At 53.6% G+C, this 17,596-nt stretch carries 15 protein-coding genes; 5 read left to right on the plus strand and 10 right to left on the minus strand.

Features of this window, described 5'->3' with window-relative positions:
* Nucleotides 1-22: 22 nt before the first annotated feature.
* From gltP to nrfA, 7 genes are all read right to left on the minus strand, one after another.
* The gene (gene gltP, locus OGV94_RS12860) at nucleotides 23-1,333 is read right to left on the minus strand and encodes a glutamate/aspartate:proton symporter GltP (protein ID WP_043018099.1); all 1,311 of its coding nucleotides are present in this window, start codon (nucleotides 1,331-1,333) and stop codon (nucleotides 23-25) included.
* 344 nt (nucleotides 1,334-1,677) lie between these two features.
* Complete coding sequence (gene nrfG / locus OGV94_RS12865) at nucleotides 1,678-2,298, minus strand: heme lyase NrfEFG subunit NrfG (protein WP_286523509.1); 621 nt, start codon at nucleotides 2,296-2,298, stop codon at nucleotides 1,678-1,680.
* A complete protein-coding gene (gene nrfF, locus OGV94_RS12870; protein WP_087051808.1) occupies nucleotides 2,295-4,508 on the minus strand; it encodes a heme lyase NrfEFG subunit NrfF in 2,214 nt (737 codons plus the stop codon). The genes nrfG and nrfF overlap by 4 nt, the downstream gene beginning before the upstream one ends.
* Nucleotides 4,509-4,516: 8 nt before the next feature.
* Nucleotides 4,517-5,473 carry a cytochrome c nitrite reductase subunit NrfD gene (gene nrfD, locus OGV94_RS12875; protein WP_220772162.1) on the minus strand — a complete coding sequence of 319 codons (957 nt, stop codon included), beginning with the start codon at nucleotides 5,471-5,473 and terminating at the stop codon, nucleotides 4,517-4,519.
* Nucleotides 5,470-6,141, minus strand: a complete 672-nt coding sequence (gene nrfC / locus OGV94_RS12880; RefSeq protein ID WP_043018096.1) for a cytochrome c nitrite reductase Fe-S protein — start codon at nucleotides 6,139-6,141, stop codon at nucleotides 5,470-5,472. The genes nrfD and nrfC overlap by 4 nt, the downstream gene beginning before the upstream one ends.
* Nucleotides 6,138-6,704 (minus strand): cytochrome c nitrite reductase pentaheme subunit, encoded by a 567-nt coding sequence (gene nrfB / locus OGV94_RS12885; protein WP_043018095.1) that lies wholly within the window; start codon nucleotides 6,702-6,704, stop codon nucleotides 6,138-6,140. The genes nrfC and nrfB overlap by 4 nt, the downstream gene beginning before the upstream one ends.
* A 44-nt stretch (nucleotides 6,705-6,748) precedes the next feature.
* Nucleotides 6,749-8,185, minus strand: coding sequence for an ammonia-forming nitrite reductase cytochrome c552 subunit (gene nrfA / locus OGV94_RS12890; RefSeq protein ID WP_043018094.1), 1,437 nt, complete (start codon nucleotides 8,183-8,185; stop codon nucleotides 6,749-6,751).
* Nucleotides 8,186-8,618: 433 nt separating this feature from the next.
* Here nrfA and acs point away from each other — a divergent pair, with 433 nt between their 5' ends.
* From acs to actP, 3 genes are all read left to right on the plus strand, one after another.
* Complete coding sequence (gene acs, locus OGV94_RS12895; RefSeq protein WP_043018093.1) at nucleotides 8,619-10,577, plus strand: acetate--CoA ligase; 1,959 nt, start codon at nucleotides 8,619-8,621, stop codon at nucleotides 10,575-10,577.
* 243 nt (nucleotides 10,578-10,820) lie between these two features.
* Nucleotides 10,821-11,135: a DUF485 domain-containing protein gene (locus OGV94_RS12900; protein ID WP_006688274.1), complete on the plus strand. Its 315-nt coding sequence runs from the start codon at nucleotides 10,821-10,823 to the stop codon at nucleotides 11,133-11,135.
* Nucleotides 11,132-12,781 (plus strand): cation/acetate symporter ActP, encoded by a 1,650-nt coding sequence (actP, locus tag OGV94_RS12905; protein ID WP_043018092.1) that lies wholly within the window; start codon nucleotides 11,132-11,134, stop codon nucleotides 12,779-12,781. The genes OGV94_RS12900 and actP overlap by 4 nt, the downstream gene beginning before the upstream one ends.
* A 212-nt stretch (nucleotides 12,782-12,993) precedes the next feature.
* On the opposite strand, the gene OGV94_RS12910 is transcribed toward actP, so the two are convergent.
* Nucleotides 12,994-13,941 (minus strand): DUF4431 domain-containing protein, encoded by a 948-nt coding sequence (locus tag OGV94_RS12910; protein ID WP_051642778.1) that lies wholly within the window; start codon nucleotides 13,939-13,941, stop codon nucleotides 12,994-12,996.
* 242 nt (nucleotides 13,942-14,183) lie between these two features.
* Between OGV94_RS12910 and OGV94_RS12915 the strand changes: the two genes are divergently transcribed.
* Nucleotides 14,184-15,473 carry a Gfo/Idh/MocA family protein gene (locus tag OGV94_RS12915; RefSeq protein WP_043018091.1) on the plus strand — a complete coding sequence of 430 codons (1,290 nt, stop codon included), beginning with the start codon at nucleotides 14,184-14,186 and terminating at the stop codon, nucleotides 15,471-15,473.
* A 14-nt stretch (nucleotides 15,474-15,487) separates the two neighbouring features.
* On the opposite strand, the gene OGV94_RS12920 is transcribed toward OGV94_RS12915, so the two are convergent.
* Nucleotides 15,488-16,177 (minus strand): LrgB family protein, encoded by a 690-nt coding sequence (locus OGV94_RS12920; protein ID WP_003031745.1) that lies wholly within the window; start codon nucleotides 16,175-16,177, stop codon nucleotides 15,488-15,490.
* A complete protein-coding gene (locus tag OGV94_RS12925; protein WP_043018090.1) occupies nucleotides 16,170-16,580 on the minus strand; it encodes a CidA/LrgA family protein in 411 nt (136 codons plus the stop codon). Before OGV94_RS12925 ends, OGV94_RS12920 begins: the two co-directional genes overlap by 8 nt.
* Before the next feature lie 101 nt (nucleotides 16,581-16,681).
* Between OGV94_RS12925 and OGV94_RS12930 the strand changes: the two genes are divergently transcribed.
* Complete coding sequence (locus OGV94_RS12930) at nucleotides 16,682-17,572, plus strand: LysR family transcriptional regulator (RefSeq protein ID WP_043018089.1); 891 nt, start codon at nucleotides 16,682-16,684, stop codon at nucleotides 17,570-17,572.
* The last annotated feature ends 24 nt before the right edge of the window (nucleotides 17,573-17,596 follow it).

Below are 17,596 nucleotides of genomic sequence, written 5' to 3' on the forward strand. Positions count from 1 at the left end.
TGGCGGCGTTGCCTTATCCGGCCTACAAGGCAGTCTTATCAAATTTACCCAGCATCTCGCGCTCGTAGGCCAGCGCTTTTTTGCGGTCAAATTTGTGTTCCCACTTGGCGATAACCAGCACCGCCAGCGCGTTACCCACTACGTTCAGCGCGGTACGCGCCATATCGAGGATACGGTCAACACCAGCGATAAACGCCAGTCCTTCCAGCGGGATCCCCACGCTGCCAAGCGTAGCCAGCAGCACCACGAATGATACGCCCGGCACGCCCGCAATCCCTTTTGAGGTCACCATCAGCGTCAGCACCAGCACGATTTCCTGCCACAGCGACAGGTCGATACCGTACAACTGCGCGATAAAGATAGCAGCGATGCTCTGGTACAACGTTGAACCATCAAGGTTGAATGAGTAGCCGGTCGGCACCACAAAGCTGGTGATTGAAGCTGGCGCGCCATAGGCTTCCATCTTCTCGATAATACGCGGCAGTACGCTCTCGGAGCTGGCGGTAGAGTAAGCCAGAATCAGCTCATCTTTCAGAATGCGGATCAGGATCCAGATGCTCAAACCGCAGATACGCGCGACAATCCCCAGCACCACCAGCGCGAAGAACAGGATGGCGAAATGCACCAACAGCACCAGCTTCGCCAGCGGCCACAGGGAGGCAAAACCGAAGTTCGCGACGGTAACGGCAATCAGCGCAAAAACGCCGACTGGCGCGTAGCGCATCACCATGTGAGTCACTTTAAACATGGTTTCGGAAATAGAGCGGAACACGGTAACCAGCGGCTCGCGGTGAGTTGCCGGCAGGGACGACAGACCTAAACCGAACAGCACTGAGAAGAAGATAATCGGCAGCATATCGCCTTTTGCCATCGATGCGACGATATTGGTCGGCACCAGTGACAAAATTGTCCCCATCAGACCATGCGCGTGGCTCTGTACTTCTGCGGTCGTGCTTTGATATTTCGAAATATCCACGGTCGCCAGTTGCGACATATCAATCCCGGAACCCGGCTGGAACACATTGGCCAGCGTGATCCCAAGGATAATCGCCACGGTGGTGATCACTTCGAAATAGAGAATTGTTTTGGCGCCAATGCGGCCCAGCTGTTTGGCATCACCGACCCCGGCAATACCGACAATCAGCGTAGAGATGACAATGGGCACAACGATCATTTTGATCAGATGGATAAAGATATCGCCCGCCGGTGACAGCAGGTTTACAACCAGCCATTCACGGCTGTCGCTATGGTAATGCAGGTAACTCCCTAGCAGAATGCCCAGCACCATGGCGATTAGAATCTGCCATGCCAGGCTGACTTTCAAATTTTTCATAACAACGGACTTCCTCGATGGAGCGCTATTCCACATGCGGTGTGTGGGAATAGTACATACTGAAAGGGTATGAATTGTGTTGCGTTCGTTTATGGAGTTTTTTAACGCTTATTATCATTATCATCTGCATGGCATTCCGCGCAACCCTCTAAGAACAGGGCCTTTGGCTGAATTTATGCATAAAAATGCGATTTTATCGCGGTAACAATGAATAACTTTTTGTTATAAAAGAATTTTAATATGTTCAAAAATGAAGAAGTCATGGCATGATTTTTTTTTGCTCAATTGTTCGTTTGCCTATTTTTTAAACAGACAAAATGATACAAATCACAAAAAAAACAAATTTATTTTTGCCGATTCTGCAACAACTTCGCCATATTAATAGAGTCAATGAGCTGCGCCCGGTTCACCCTCGGCGAGTTTAAATCCATAACTTTTTGCCACACTGATATAGCCTGGGCGTATTCTGCCTGCATAAACGCATCTGAAGCTAACAGCATCAAGGCGGTGACCTCTGCCGGGTCCAACGCCAGGGCCTTATCAATCATCTCGCGAGTGGGCGGCGTCATATGTTGTCCGGCCTGGTAGTACAATACCGTTGCCATCGCTGAATAGATCTCAGCATTTTCACCACCTACACGCAGCGCCTGCTCATAGGCCAGCAGTGCATTATGGTACGCGTTTTGCCAAAGATAGTACTCCCCAAGTTGCGCCCATTTCACACCGTCCTGTGGATTGGTGCGAATTTGCGATTGCAGCAAAAGCAGCTGTTTTTCCTGAAGGTTCTCATCGGAGAACGCATGTAAAGGGTCCGCCAGCCGCGCCTGCTCCTGACGAACCGCCTGCCATTTTGGCGTCGACAGGTAACCTCCTATGCAGACCGCAACCATCAGCACCGCTACAGCAGTCAGCCGCTTCACAGGCATTGGGCGTAACGGCGCAGTGGAGTGTTCGCTCTGGTTCATTGCTCACCCTCCTCTACGCGCTGACGACTTCTCACCCGCCAGACCACCACGCCCACCAGTAATAACAGCAGGCACGGCAGCGCCCACAGCAGCAGCGTTTGCTCATTCAACGGCGGGTTGTAGCGCACGAAATCACCGTAACGGTCGGTCATCCACGTCGTTATCTCGGCTTCACTTTTCCCTTCCGCCACCATGCTATAAACCTGATGGCGCATACTGACCGCTACCGGCGCATTGGATTCCAGCAAGTTTTGGTTTTGACACTGTGGACAGCGCAGTTGGCTGGCAATAGACAGCGCTTTTTCCTGCTGTTGCGGGTTGGCAAACGTCCATGTGTCCACAACCTGGGCATGGGTGGCAAAAGGCAGAAAAATCAGTAAAGCCATAAGTAACATCGTTTTGCCGGATGGCGGCGTGAACGCCTTATCCGGCCTACCCTGCTTTTCACTCGTAGGCCTGATAAGCGCAGCGCCATCAGGCAATAACTCAGGATGCTTCCTCCCTCGCCATGCGCTCAGCAACGCGCCAAACACCATCAACAATCCCCCTCCCCAGATCCAGCGCACGCCGGTCTGCACGTACAAGCGCATGGCATAACGGTCCGCTCCGGTTTTTTCGCCTATTACCGCGTACCAGTCATGCATCAGGTTCCAGTTGATCCCCGGCTCCATCATCTGTTGACGGCGCGCGGCATAGAAGCGTCTTTCTGGCTGCAGGGTGCCAATGCGTTTCTCATCCTGCCACAGCGTGATCTGCGCTTTTTCACTGGTGTAGTTACCTTTTGCTTCCAGGTCGAGACGCTCAAAACGAAAAGTGTATCCCGCCAGTTCCACCTGCTGCCCCGGGCTCAGATTCAGGCTTATCTCCTGACGACTGCCGCTGGAGAAAACGATCCCCGCAGCAAACACCAGCACCCCGGCATGCGCCAGCAGCGCCGGAAGTTGACAACGCACAGACACTTTGCGGCTTCTGATCGTTGCCAGCACGATAACCAGCAGCATCAGCAGGCCAAAAGGCAGCGTGGCGCGGTTAAAGTACGGCGCGCCCACGGAGAGCCGCCCCCAGCCAAACAACCCGTAAATCATCGGATAGAGGGTACCAATCAGCACAATCAGCAGCACCGCGCAAAAAAGTAATAACGCGACCAGAATCAGCATCTCGCGCGACCAGCCGCCAAAACGCCCACTCTGGCGGACTTGCTGGCCTCGCCAGGCGTACAGCCCAAGCGACGCCAGGCTCAATACGGTAAACAGCGCAAACAGCGGCGCGGCGCGAACGTTATCCAGCGCGAAAGCATGCACCGAAACGAGAATGCCGGAGCGCACAATCAGCGTCCCGAGCAGCGATAAAATCAGCGTGACGATCGCCAGCAACAGCGACCAATGGCGGAAGATCCCCCGCTGGCGCGTGATGTAAAGGCTATGCAGCAGCGCGCTGGCGGAAAGCCAGGGTAATAAGGAGGCATTTTCTACCGGGTCCCAGAACCACCAGCCGCCCCAGCCCAGCTCGCAGTAGGCCCACCAGGAGCCGAGGATAATCCCCAGCGTTAGCGCGCACCAGCCGGGCAGCGCCCAGCGCCAGCACACCCAGGCGCTCTGCGCATTAAAGTCACCACGTAGCAGCGAGGCTAGCGCCACGCCTGCCGCCACCATTAAACCACCGTAACCCAGGTACAGCAGCGGCGGATGGAGGATTAACCCGAGATGTTGCAGCATCGGATTAAGGTCGCGCCCTTCAATGGCCGGCGGGAAGATGCGCACAAACGGATCGGACCATACCACCACAAACAGCAGCAGCAAGGCCGTAATCATTGAGAGGACGCTGAGCGTCAGCGGAAACAGCGCGTCGGAATCACGCCGATAGCGAAAAGCAAACAGCGCGCTCCAGCCGGAAAGAAACAGCACCCACAGCAGCAACGATCCTTCATGACCGCCCCACACCGCCGCCAGTTTTAATCCCCACGGCAGCAGGCTGTAGCTGTGCTGAGCAACGTAGACCACCGAAAAGTCGCTGGTCAAAAAGCAGAATACCAGAATGGCAAAAGCCAGCAGCAGCAGCGCAAATTGCGCCCATACTCCCACGCTTGCCAGACGCATCACCCCTTGCCAGCGCTGGCGGACACCCACCAACACGGCAAGCGGGGTCAACACATTGACCCCGAGGCTTAATAACAACGCCAGAAAACCGGCTTCAGGAAGGAGAACGTCCAGATATCACCTTACGCAACGGTTAGCTGACCCGCATAGAGTATAAAAAAGCGCAGCAGCAGTACGCCGGTCAGGCTGGCACCGCACACTGCCAGCACGCCATGAAACGTCGAACTGCGGTTGGCCCAGGGTTTTAGCAGCATCGGCAGTATCAGCCCAAGCCCAGCTACGCCAAGCCAGAACCACCAGGTCCAGAATCCGCCGCCCAATGCCGCCGCCAGCGCGCGCATTTTACCGTCATCGCCCAGCGCCAGACCAACAAAGAACGCCGCCAGCAGGAAGATCTCCAGCCATACCACCGGGACCTCCATGCGATGCACAAAGTGCGCTTCAGTGCTGTGGGGATTGCTACGATGTCGTAACGCCATGGCGATCAGCGCCACCGCCGCGCCGGAGGAGATCCCGGAGAACAGGAACAGCACCGGCAGGATCGGGTTATTCAGGAACGGGTAGGATTTCAGTGCCGACAGCAGGAACCCGGTATACGCCCCGAGCAGGACCGCCAGCACCAGCATTAACGTCTCCAGCGCGCGATGAAATGGCGTTATCAACGTCAACACTTTCTGCACGACTCCTAACCGCGGCAGCCAGCGCTGTTGCAGGGCAATCACCTCTTTTTCAAAGATTTTTGCCAACCACAATACTAATACCACCATGTACAACTGGAACAGCATAACCCCCATCGACATCACCGAGGTGAAGCTGTAATGGAACATCAGTTTCCAGAAGGTCCATGGACGCGTCAGGTGGAACACCAGAATTAACAGACCGAAGATTATCGCCCCCGGCCCTAACACCAGCGTAGTGCGCAGCAGCGTGCTGTCCGAACCGCCCGCCTCCGGATGGAAACGACGTAGCAGAATCGCCAGCGTGACCAGTCCGGCAGAGATGCCAATCAGGAACAGATAGATGGCAATGGGCCAGTCCCACACCAGTGATTCAAAATGAAATGCAGAAGCGGATGTCATTGGCTCACCTCCCCAAATTTAAAGGGAACGCGGTAGACCTTCGGTTTTGTACCCAACGCCAGCTTGTAACGGTAGGTGGTTTTCTGCTGCAACAAACGGGAGATATCGCTGTTGGGATCGTCCAGATTACCAAACGTCAGCGCCTTCGTCGGACATGACTCAACGCAGGCGGGCTGTTTGCCCGCTTTCAGGTTGGTTTTCCGGCAGAAATCGCATTTATCCGCCGTTTTGCTCACCGGATGGATAAAGCGCACGCGATAAGGACACGCGGCGATGCAGTACTGACAGCCAACACAAAGGTCCGGGTTCACATCCACAATACCGTTGGCTGCATCGCGATACGATGCCCCCGTCGGGCAGACGTCAACGCAGGGAGCGTGGTCGCAATGCTGGCATGAGTGGCGAAAGAAGCGATACTTCACATCAGGAAACGTTCCCTGCGGCTCGCTGCGAATAATCGTCAGACGCGATACGCCTTCGGGCACGTTGTTGACTTCCCGACAGGCATCCATGCAGGCCGTACAACCGATGCATAATGACTCATCATGTACCATACCGTAACGCACGCCGTTGATGTTCAGCGTCTGCGCCACAACGCGTCCCGCCGTCCCGCTCACTGCCACCAGCGCGCCGACGCCGGTGATAAACTGGCGACGAGAGCAACTCATGGATGCTCCTTAAGCAACGGAACCGACGCCGGGTTAAAGTTCGGATTGTTACGCTGATCGCTGTGGCAATCGACGCAAATTTTGATCCGTCCTTTATCACTTAGCGTCTGCATCGTGTCTTGCTTCGGATGCAGTGAGTGACAGCTGGCGCACGCCACTTTGGTTACGTGGACATCGTGCGGCCAGAACGCTTTTTGCAACTGCTCAGGCAGGTGACAAGACATACAGACGCTGTTCTGCTGTTCCACGTTGTACATCGGCTCATTAAAGCGCATCACATCCTTCACCCCCTCACGGTGGTTCGGTGACGGCTGGCCGTGGCAGTTGGTGCAGGTGACCGGCAGTTTGTTATTCGGGTTGATGACTTCCGCATGCTTACCATGCATGCCCTCGGTATCCGGCTTGTGACAGTCCAGACAAGCGGCATCCGGATTACGCTGTTGGGTAACCGTCCAGCGTTGATCCGACTCCTGCGGCGTTGGCGTGGCAGTGATTCCACTCAGGCTCCATAACAAGCCTGACGCCAGCACCCCAGCAGTTAATAACGAACGTAATACGCTCATATTCACTCCGTTGAGTTATCCGCCCCTTGCGGGGCGAAATGGGGTTATTGGCTTAACAGACCGTTTTTACGCGCCTGATCTTCCCACTGCGGAATCACCGTCTTGATGAACTCCTGCTTCTCAGCATTGATTTGCTGCATGTTCAGACCAATCGCTGCCTGAGCTTTCTCTTTAGTAGAGATATCCGGTAACGGGATTTCATGCGTGATGCCTTTGGTCGCCAGCAGACGGACCAGTTTGGTACGCGCATCGGCGGCTTTATCCATTGCGCTACCCAGCATCCGCAGACCTTCTTCCGGGGCGTGCATGTGAATACCATGTGAGGCGATAGACAGGTCCCAGCGCCATTGCGCGTGGCGGATATCTTCCAGAATCGGTTTCATTTCCGCTTCGGTTGCGCCCGCATCCCATGCGGCTTTCGCTTCGAAGTGCGCATGTACCAGTTGATCTTCAACCTTGATTTTCAGGTCATGAATGGCCTGTTTACGCTCGGCGACCACTTTTTGCAGGGACGCTTTGTCCTGGGTATGGCAGTTCGCGCAGGTCTGAGGGAAGTTATCGAACGGGTTACCAATCTTATGGTCGGTGTAGATCTTGCCTTCCGCGTTTTGCACTTTTGGCATGTGGCAGTCGATACAGGTCACGTTGTTCTTGCCATGAATACCTGCGCTCCAGGTTTCATACTCCGGGTGCTGCGCTTTCAGCATGGGTGTTTTAGACAGGGAGTTGGTCCAGTCAGAGAAAGCAATGTTGTCGTAGTATTTCTCCATGTTCTCGACTTTCATGCCGTCGTCCCACGGAAACTTAACGGCTTTGTTTTTACCGTCGAAGTAGTATTCCACGTGACACTGGCCGCAGACCATGGATTGCTGGTCAAAGCGACCGGCTTTCTCGAACGGTTTGCCGATCGCTTCCATCGCGCGTTCTGCATAAGGACGCGACAGGGTCAGCTCTGGCTTGCCTTTGGCGAAGTCGGGTGACGCGGTGTTATGGCAATCTGCACAACCGAGGTTGTTAACAATTTCCGGACCGCCGCGCGCCCATTTACCGTGGAAGTAGCCATCTTCACCGTCTTTCTGGATAAGACGCGCTACGTCCGGGCTTTTACAGCTCCAGCAAGCCATCGGCAGCGGGCCGTCTTCTGCCGTTTTTGGTGCGCCGGTACGTAAGGTTTCACGGACATCGGTCACGGCATACGCATGTCCACGCGGTTTGTTGTAATCGCGCGAGAATGGATATCCCGCCCACAGGATCACCAGACGCGGATCTTCTGCCAGCGCATCTTCACGGGCTGATTGCTCAGACGTGGCTTTCCAGGAGAGATATTGATCGGGATGCTGAGGAGCGAAGGTTTCATTTTTCGCTTCAACGGTGACGGTTTTTGCGGGTACAGAAGTTTGTTCAGCGTGAACAGCAGAAATAAATAATAAAGGTAATAACAGGCTGAAGAAACGGCGTACGCGTGATTTTATCCTTGCCATAGGGGTCTCATCCAGATGACGCCATTATCTGCAATGGCGGTTCTTTTATTGTTTTCCACAACAGCAACCACACGATACTGTCATGACATTGCTCCACCCTATTTGTAACAAGAAACCACACTGAAAATGTTGTCTTTAATCAATTGTAAGTGTATGTAAAATACCACTTTAGAGTTATAACACCCCTCAAACCTCTCACTCTTTGGTCTAATTCAGAGACAGATCACCTTTTCAATAATCCTTTAGATAACTACATGTTATCGCGAGATTTAATCAATTTTTGCTAGTTCCCTTCAAAATTCAGTTTGTCGCTAATTTGCACAATTCGTTTATTGCGTGATCTGCCGCGCAAATACTAAACAAAACTCTCAATGCCCCTACATTTAACGTTTATGAGACATATTATTAACATCCTACAAGGAGAACAAAAGCCATGAGCCAAATACATAAACACGCTATTCCCGCAAACATTGCGGATCGTTGCCTGATAAATCCGGAGCAGTACGAAGCGAAGTACCAGCAATCTGTTAACGAACCCGACACATTTTGGGGCGAACAGGGAAAGATTCTTGATTGGATCAAACCGTACAGCCAGGTGAAGAACACCTCGTTTGCGCCAGGCAACGTGTCTATTAAATGGTACGAAGACGGCACGCTAAACCTGGCAGCGAACTGCCTCGACCGTCATCTGCAGGCAAATGGCGATCGTACCGCCATCATCTGGGAAGGCGACGACGCCACCCAAAGCAAACATATTACCTACCGCGAGCTGCATCGCGATGTCTGTCGTTTTGCCAATACATTACTGGATTTAGGCATTAAAAAAGGTGATGTGGTGGCAATTTATATGCCGATGGTGCCGGAAGCTGCGGTCGCCATGCTGGCCTGCGCCCGCATTGGCGCGGTGCATTCGGTCATCTTCGGTGGTTTCTCACCGGAGGCCGTCGCCGGACGTATTATCGACTCTAATTCACGCCTGGTTATCACAGCCGACGAAGGCGTGCGCGCCGGACGCGCTATCCCGTTGAAAAAGAACGTCGATGATGCGCTGAAAAACCCGAACGTGAAAACCGTTGAACATGTAGTCGTCCTCAAACGTACTGGCGGTAAAACGGAATGGCAAGAAGGCCGTGACCTGTGGTGGTCCGATCTTATCGAGAAAGCCAGCCCGGAACATCAGCCAGAAGAAATGAACGCGGAAGATCCGCTGTTTATCCTGTATACCTCCGGTTCAACTGGCAAACCGAAAGGCGTGCTGCACACCACCGGCGGGTATCTGGTCTACGCCGCAACCACCTTTAAGTACGTGTTTGACTACCATCAGGGCGATATTTATTGGTGTACCGCTGACGTAGGTTGGGTAACCGGACACAGCTACCTGCTGTACGGTCCGCTGGCCTGCGGCGCAACCACGCTGATGTTCGAAGGCGTGCCAAACTGGCCTACTCCGGCACGAATGTCGCAGGTTGTGGACAAGCACCAGGTCAATATTCTGTATACCGCACCGACCGCCATCCGCGCCCTGATGGCAGAAGGCGATAAAGCGATTGAAGGTACTGACCGTTCGTCGCTGCGTATCCTGGGTTCCGTTGGCGAGCCGATCAACCCGGAAGCATGGGAGTGGTACTGGAAGAAGATCGGCAACGAAAAATGTCCGGTCGTCGATACCTGGTGGCAGACTGAAACCGGGGGATTCATGATCACCCCGCTGCCGGGCGCCACCGAGCTGAAAGCCGGTTCCGCAACCCGTCCGTTCTTTGGCGTACAGCCTGCGATTGTCGATAACGAAGGTAATCCACTGGAAGGCGCGACCGAAGGCAACCTGGTAATTACCGACTCGTGGCCGGGCCAGGCGAGAACGCTGTTTGGCGATCACGAACGCTTTGAGCAAACCTATTTCTCCACCTTCAAGAATATGTACTTCAGCGGCGACGGCGCACGCCGTGATGAAGATGGTTATTACTGGATCACCGGCCGTGTGGACGATGTGCTGAACGTCTCTGGTCACCGTCTGGGAACGGCAGAAATCGAATCGGCGTTGGTGTCGCATCCGAAGATTGCCGAAGCCGCGGTAGTCGGTATTCCGCATAATATTAAAGGCCAGGCGATCTACGCCTACGTCACGCTGAATCACGGCGAAGAGCCGTCACCTGAGTTGTACGCCGAGGTTCGCAACTGGGTGCGTAAAGAAATTGGTCCGTTGGCAACGCCAGACGTGCTGCACTGGACCGACTCACTGCCGAAAACCCGCTCCGGCAAAATCATGCGCCGTATCCTGCGTAAAATCGCGGCGGGCGATACCAGCAATCTGGGCGATACCTCGACCCTCGCCGATCCGGGCGTGGTAGAGAAACTGCTCGAAGAGAAGCAGGCCATCGCGATGCCATCATAACAAAGTCCTGAAAATGCCGGATGGTGACGCGAAAGCGTCTTATCCGGCCTACAAATCTGACCCTACCCTCTCTTCATCCGGGAGGGAAATATAAAAAACCTCCCCCAAAGGATTTCGTGTTACAGGAAGGCGGCAAGCGAGCACATCCCCAGGAGCATAGTTCACTATGTGACTGGGGTGGGCGAGTGCGGCCAACGAACCTGTAGCACGAAAGACGCAGGGGGACCTCTGGAGAGCTCTGTGATGAATGACAATATTTATCAGCGGATAGAAGACAGTGCGCGTTTCAGGGAGTTAGTTGAAAAACGGCAACGGTTTGCCACCATTCTGTCCATCATCATGCTGGCAGTTTATATCAGCTTTATATTATTGATTGCCTTTGCGCCGGGCTGGCTGGGTACTCCGCTACACGCGGGAACCAGCGTCACCCGCGGTATTCCGATTGGGGTCGGTGTGATCCTCATCTCTTTCATCCTGACCGGGATCTACATCTGGCGGGCAAATGGTGAATTCGATCGCCTGAACAATGCGGTTCTGCACGAGGTTAAAGCATCATGAAGAGAGTCCTGACGGCGCTTGCCGCCACGCTGCCCTTCGCCGCAAACGCGGCGGATGCTATTAGTGGTGCAGTCCAACGCCAGCCAACCAACTGGCAGGCGATTGTTATGTTCCTGATTTTCGTCATCTTTACGCTCGGCATTACCTACTGGGCGTCTAAGCGCGTACGTTCGCGGAATGACTACTACACCGCTGGCGGTAACATCACTGGTTTCCAGAACGGGCTGGCGATTGCGGGCGACTATATGTCGGCGGCATCGTTCCTCGGGATTTCCGCGCTGGTGTTTACCTCGGGTTATGACGGGCTGATCTATTCCCTCGGCTTCCTGGTTGGCTGGCCAATTATCCTGTTCCTGATTGCTGAGCGTTTGCGTAACCTGGGTCGTTACACCTTTGCAGACGTTGCTTCCTACCGTCTGAAACAAGGCCCAATCCGTATTCTGTCGGCCTGTGGTTCCCTTGTGGTGGTCGCGCTGTACCTGATCGCCCAGATGGTCGGCGCAGGTAAGCTGATTGAGCTGCTATTTGGTCTGAACTATCACATCGCCGTCGTGCTGGTTGGCGTATTGATGATGATGTACGTTCTGTTTGGCGGCATGCTGGCGACCACCTGGGTACAGATCATCAAAGCCGTTCTGTTGCTGTTCGGCGCCAGCTTTATGGCCTTTATGGTGATGAAGCACGTCGGCTTTAGCTTCAACAACCTGTTCACCGAAGCGATGGCGGTACACCCGAAAGGTTCAGCCATTATGAGCCCGGGAGGACTGGTTAAAGATCCGATCTCCGCGCTGTCGTTAGGTCTCGGCCTGATGTTTGGTACGGCAGGCTTGCCGCACATCCTGATGCGTTTCTTCACGGTAAGCGATGCCCGCGAAGCGCGTAAGAGCGTGTTCTACGCCACCGGTTTTATGGGTTATTTCTACATCCTGACCTTTATCATCGGCTTTGGCGCAATCATGCTGGTAGGGGCTAATCCGGCGTACAAAGACGCTGCAGGTGCGTTGATTGGCGGTAACAACATGGCAGCGGTTCACCTGGCGAACGCGGTGGGCGGTAACCTGTTCCTCGGTTTCATCTCAGCCGTGGCATTTGCCACCATCCTGGCGGTGGTTGCCGGCCTGACGCTGGCGGGTGCATCGGCAGTCTCTCATGACCTGTACGCCAACGTGTTCCGCAAAGGCGCAACCGAACGTGAAGAGCTGAGAGTCTCGAAAATCACCGTACTGGTGTTGGGCGTGATTGCTATTCTGCTCGGCGTGCTGTTTGAGAACCAGAACATCGCCTTCATGGTAGGCCTGGCGTTTGCTATCGCGGCCAGCTGCAACTTCCCCATCATTCTGCTCTCCATGTACTGGTCAAGACTGACCACGCGTGGCGCGATGCTGGGCGGCTGGTTAGGTCTGCTGACGGCGGTGGTGCTGATGATTCTTGGCCCGACGATTTGGGTCCAGATCCTCGGTCACGAAAAAGCTATTTTCCCGTATGAGTATCCGGCGCTGTTCTCCATTAGCGTAGCATTCCTCGGGATTTGGTTCTTCTCTGCTACCGACAACTCAGAAGAAGGCAATCGCGAACGCGAGCAGTTCCGTGCTCAGTTCATCCGTTCCCAGACCGGGTACGGCGTAGAACAAGGTCGCGCACACTAACTCCTTCTCTTCCCCGGTCATTTTGGCCGGGGAAGACATTCAGCAAATCATCCAGGATTCTCATCCGTTATAAAGCGACGAGCAGGTACAGCGATAAGCAACAGGAAAACAATCGCACACACAAGATTTAGCCACTGCCAGCCCATAAATAAATCATTAAGCATTTTTAACATCCTTTTCTATTTTTATTCCATTCCATCTGTAATACGTCATTAGTCTGCAGTAAAACTCCCCGTCAGTCGCAGTTTGCCATCAACCAGCTTGAACATATATGACGTCGCGCCGTCACAATTTTCTGAAAGACCGGGGAGTTGCTCATTTGCACTTGTCCCCTGCGAAGTAAAAAGAATACCGTCTGTAAGTTCCCCTTGAGCGATGGTATCGCATGTTCCTGTAACGGTATGACGTTTACCGTTTTCTTCATAATAAAACATGCCATCTTCATCAGCTGGAAAATAGCGACGTTGCTGCTCACGTTCCGAAAGTGTGTTAATTCTGTACTCGTTTATCATCAGTGATTCAGCATCAACGCCGATATTGGTCAGCATCTGCAGATGCGCCATAATCTGCTGCGAATTTTGGTCAAATACAGCCTCGGTAAGTACTTCTTCCTGACGATTTTCGTCATAAGCAATAAAGTCAAATAGCGTCCCCTGCAAAGGAAAGACAAAATATGTTTTCAACGCGACAACATTTTTCTCTCGCAACGCCTGTTGGAACTGTTGAAACTGAATTAGCGCGCTTTTCTTTTGTTCTGGCGTGGTGATGGGAGTAACGTTTTTGGCGCTATCAAGAATAAGCAGCACAGAAGTAAAGTGACGACCTGTCTGGGCATACATCGTTTTCCCGGTCAGGATGACATCTTTTCCCAGAGAAGGAGCAAGATCGGCGTAACCAGGCTTATTTTTGCCCATCAAAATAAGCTGTACTAGCGGCACACTTTCACGCTCACCAGTAACATCGCACTCAAACGGTTGATCCAATTTAAGATAATCATAAGTTACCGCCTCATCGCCATCTTTAATGCTTTCGTAATTTGGCGGACCGGGTAACGTCTGTTGTATTAATGTTCCCTGCAATGTCACCCGTTGGTCTTCATCAGGACACCAGGCCAAAACGGCATGACTGAACAAGAGAGCAGATAACCACAAATATTTCACGCTGCGCGTCCTTACAATGGCGAGTAACATTTATCACTATTCTAAGGCGTGAATATAAATTTAAACATAGCCTCTAAGAAAATAAGAATGTCGCCCCCTCCGCCGATCATTTTGGTCGGGATCACATTTTTCCCTCTACGTTGTATCCATCTTCCGCATTAGCGCTATTGTACAAAAATCAAATTGAAACATTGTTTTTATTACATCGATACTGCAATTCATTTTTGAAGGATGAGGATGTTATGAAGAAATATGCCCTGGTAGGAACCGGCGGGCGCGCGGGACTTTACATCAGCGCGATTGGCGGGCAATGGAAGGAAAATGCTCGTTTGGTTGCCTTTTGCGACACCAATCAAACGCGTATGAATTACGCTAACCAGCTTCTGAAGAACGAAGGCGCAGCCCCTGTCTCCACATGGAAAGCGCAGCAGTTTGAAGAGATGATCCGAGAAACTCGCCCGGATATCATCATTGTAACCACCATGGACCGGACTCACGACGACTACATCGTGCGTGCGCTACGCGCGGGCTGCGATGTAATCACCGAAAAACCGATGACCATCGATGAGCAACGCGCCCTGCGGATTCTGGACGCCATTGAAGAGACCGGACGTCAGGTACGCGTCGCCTTTAACTATCGCTATGCGCCGCACCACAGCAAAGTTCGCGAACTGCTGATGAACGGTACGATTGGCGAAGTTTATTCGGTTCACTTTGAATGGTTGCTCAATACCGAGCACGGTGCCGATTATTTCCGCCGCTGGCATCGCGAAAAACGGAATAGCGGCGGCTTATTAGTACATAAATCCACTCACCATTTTGATCTGATGAACTTCTGGCTGGGCAGTTATCCGGAGCGGGTGTATGCCGAAGGTAGCCTGCGTTTCTACGGAAAAGAGAACGCCGAACGCCGGGGCGTGACGCAATTTTACCCGCGCACTCACGGCTATGCGCAGGCCAAAGACGATCCGTTTGCGCTGCATATGGCCGAGAATCCTCAGCTTAAAGCGCTCTATCTGGATGCCGAACACGAAGATAACTATTTTCGCGACCAGAGCGTGTTCAGCGACGGTATCACCATTGAAGACACCATGTCGGTGCTGGTGAAATATCAGAATCAGGTGCAGCTTACCTATTCACTGAACACCTGGCTGCCATGGGAAGGCTTGAACGTGGTGTTTAACGGTAGCGAAGGCCGCCTGGAGATGAAAATCGTTGAGAAATCCTACGTCAACGCCGGAGGGGAGCGGGACAACGAAGGCAGCCTTGAAGCCTGTGACATCACTGTTTTCCCGATGTTTGCCGCGCCGTGGCAGGCTGATTTTACCCTCGGCGAAGGCGGTCACGGTGGCGGTGATAACGCCATGCTGGCGGATCTGTTTGGCGAGCCGCGGCACGATCCGTTGCAGCGTGCCGCCGACCATCGCGCCGGCGCCATGTCGATTTTGACCGGTATCGCCGGGAATATTTCCATGCAGCAACAGCGGCCGGTGAATTTTAAAGAATTCTCGCTGATTTCACGCTTGAAATAGCACACCGCCGCTGGTCAGAACATCAGCCTTGCGACCAGCGGCGCTACCAGCACCATCACCACGCCAGAAAGCATCATCACCAGGCTGGCAACCACGCCCTCCTGCTGGCCGAGCTCATATGAGCGTGCCGTGCCTGCGCCATGCGATGCGGCGCCAAATCCTGCGCCTTTCGCCATCCCTTCACGAATGGAAAGTCGTAAAAACAGCACATCGCCGACCGCCATACCGAATACACCGGTCACCACCACGAACAATGCCACCAGGTCCGGCTGCCCGCCCAACGGCTCTGCCGCCGCCAGCGCAAACGGCGTAGTGACGGAGCGCACCGCCAGACTGCGCTGGATTTCATCAGGCAGCATAAACAGACGCGCCAACCAAACGGAACTGGTGACAGCCACCAGCGTAGCCGTCACTACGCCCGCCGTCAGCGACATCCAATGGCGCTTAATCACCGCAAGGTTGTCATAAACCGGCACGGCAAAGGCGATGGTTGCAGGTCCCAGCAGCCACAGCAGCCAGTGCGATTCACCAATATAGTTTTGCCAGGAGATGTGCCCAAAGACCAGCATCAGCACCAGCAGCGCCGGAGTGAGCACCAATGGCATCAGCGGTAATTTACGAAATCGGCGATACAGGCGCTTGTTGGCAAAATAGATGCCCAGCGTAATCACCAGACACAGCACGCTTAGCTGGAAATTACTCACGGTTTAGCCTGCTCATTTCATAGCGATACACTTTATCCACCACCCACGCCGTTGCGCCAAGCACCATCACCGTACTTAGCGCAATGACGGAAAATATGCGCCAGCCATCGACCAACAACAGCTGCGTGTAGTTGACGACGGCCACCACCGCCGGGACAAAAAATAGCAGCATTTCAGCCAGTAACCAGCGAGCCCCAGCGCGGATCCAGTTCAGCGGGATAACCCGACAGACAATCAACGCCAACATCAGCACCATCCCCACCAGGTTGGCAGGAAGCGGCAAATGCAGCCAGGAGACAAGATATTGAGCAAATACAAATAGACCTGCGTACAACAGAACCTGAACGGGTATCTGAAGTCGATGAATAACGGCAGGCGTCACGCGGCTTATCGCCACAGCCATGAGGGTATGTCCTTAAAAAATAGAGAGCGCCAGTATAGAGAGCCCCCATCCAGGACTGAAATGAATTAAACTCATTGCAGGCATAGTCTTAAGGAATAATCATGGATATCAGAACGCTGCGCTATTTTGTTGAGGTGGTTCGTCAGCAGAGCTTTACCCGCGCAGCGGAGAAGCTTTTTGTCACCCAACCCACCATCAGCAAGATGTTGAAGAACCTTGAAGACGAGCTTAACTGCACGCTGTTAATCCGCGACGGTCGGCGGCTGCTGTTAACCGACACCGGGCAGGTCGTTTTCGAACGTGGCCTGGCGATCCTTGCCGAGTTTCGCCAGCTCGAAGCCGAACTTAGCGACATTAATCATCTCAACAAGGGCGTGCTGCGCCTCGGTATCCCGCCCATGGTGGGTATGTTGATGGCCGGGCCGATCGGCCTGTTTCGCCAGCGCTATCCCGGCGTTGAGCTGAAGATATCTGAATTTGGCGGCTTAACCGTTCAGCAGGCGGTGATAAACGGCGATCTGGATGTCGCGATGACTGCGTTGCCAGTTGAGGAAGAGAGCGGTCTGGCGACCTTACCGCTTTTTAGTCATCCGCTCTGCGTGCTGGTCCCCCGCTCCGGTCAGTGGACAACGTGCGAATCTATTTCCCCCGAGGCATTAGCGGAGCATCCGCTGCTTATCTATAACGAAGATTTCGCATTGAGCCGCCAATTGCTTAAGCTGTTTAGCCAACACAACGTCAAGCCCCGCATCGCGGTTCGCAGCGGGCAGTGGGATTTTCTGGCGGCGATGGTGCAAGCCGGTGTCGGGATTGCTATTTTACCGGAGCCGATTTGCCAGCGCCTGGATAAGCAGACGCTGCGCTGGATCCCCCTGGAGAGCGATTTACGCTGGCAGTTGGGTATGATTTGGCGCGACGGTGTATATCTGTCGCACAGCGCCAAGGCGTGGCTCAAATGCTGTGAAGGGTTTTGGCTAACCCAAGAGGTGTAAAATGCCGGATGCGGCTTAACGCCT

It is taken from the genome of Citrobacter sp. Ce006, assembly GCF_030336535.1.
GTDB lineage: Bacteria > Pseudomonadota > Gammaproteobacteria > Enterobacterales > Enterobacteriaceae > Citrobacter > Citrobacter europaeus.

Coding starts and splice junctions, on each gene's coding strand:
- gltP (WP_043018099.1), bottom strand. CDS start 1,333: ATGAAAAATTTGAAAGTCAGCCTGGCATGGCAGATTCTAATCGCCATG.
- nrfG (WP_286523509.1), bottom strand. CDS start 2,298: ATGAACCAGAGCGAACACTCCACTGCGCCGTTACGCCCAATGCCTGTG.
- nrfD (WP_220772162.1), bottom strand. CDS start 5,473: ATGACATCCGCTTCTGCATTTCATTTTGAATCACTGGTGTGGGACTGG.
- nrfC (WP_043018096.1), bottom strand. CDS start 6,141: ATGAGTTGCTCTCGTCGCCAGTTTATCACCGGCGTCGGCGCGCTGGTG.
- nrfB (WP_043018095.1), bottom strand. CDS start 6,704: ATGAGCGTATTACGTTCGTTATTAACTGCTGGGGTGCTGGCGTCAGGC.
- nrfA (WP_043018094.1), bottom strand. CDS start 8,185: ATGGCAAGGATAAAATCACGCGTACGCCGTTTCTTCAGCCTGTTATTA.
- acs (WP_043018093.1), top strand. CDS start 8,619: ATGAGCCAAATACATAAACACGCTATTCCCGCAAACATTGCGGATCGT.
- OGV94_RS12900 (WP_006688274.1), top strand. CDS start 10,821: ATGAATGACAATATTTATCAGCGGATAGAAGACAGTGCGCGTTTCAGG.
- actP (WP_043018092.1), top strand. CDS start 11,132: ATGAAGAGAGTCCTGACGGCGCTTGCCGCCACGCTGCCCTTCGCCGCA.
- OGV94_RS12915 (WP_043018091.1), top strand. CDS start 14,184: ATGAAGAAATATGCCCTGGTAGGAACCGGCGGGCGCGCGGGACTTTAC.
- OGV94_RS12925 (WP_043018090.1), bottom strand. CDS start 16,580: ATGGCTGTGGCGATAAGCCGCGTGACGCCTGCCGTTATTCATCGACTT.
- OGV94_RS12930 (WP_043018089.1), top strand. CDS start 16,682: ATGGATATCAGAACGCTGCGCTATTTTGTTGAGGTGGTTCGTCAGCAG.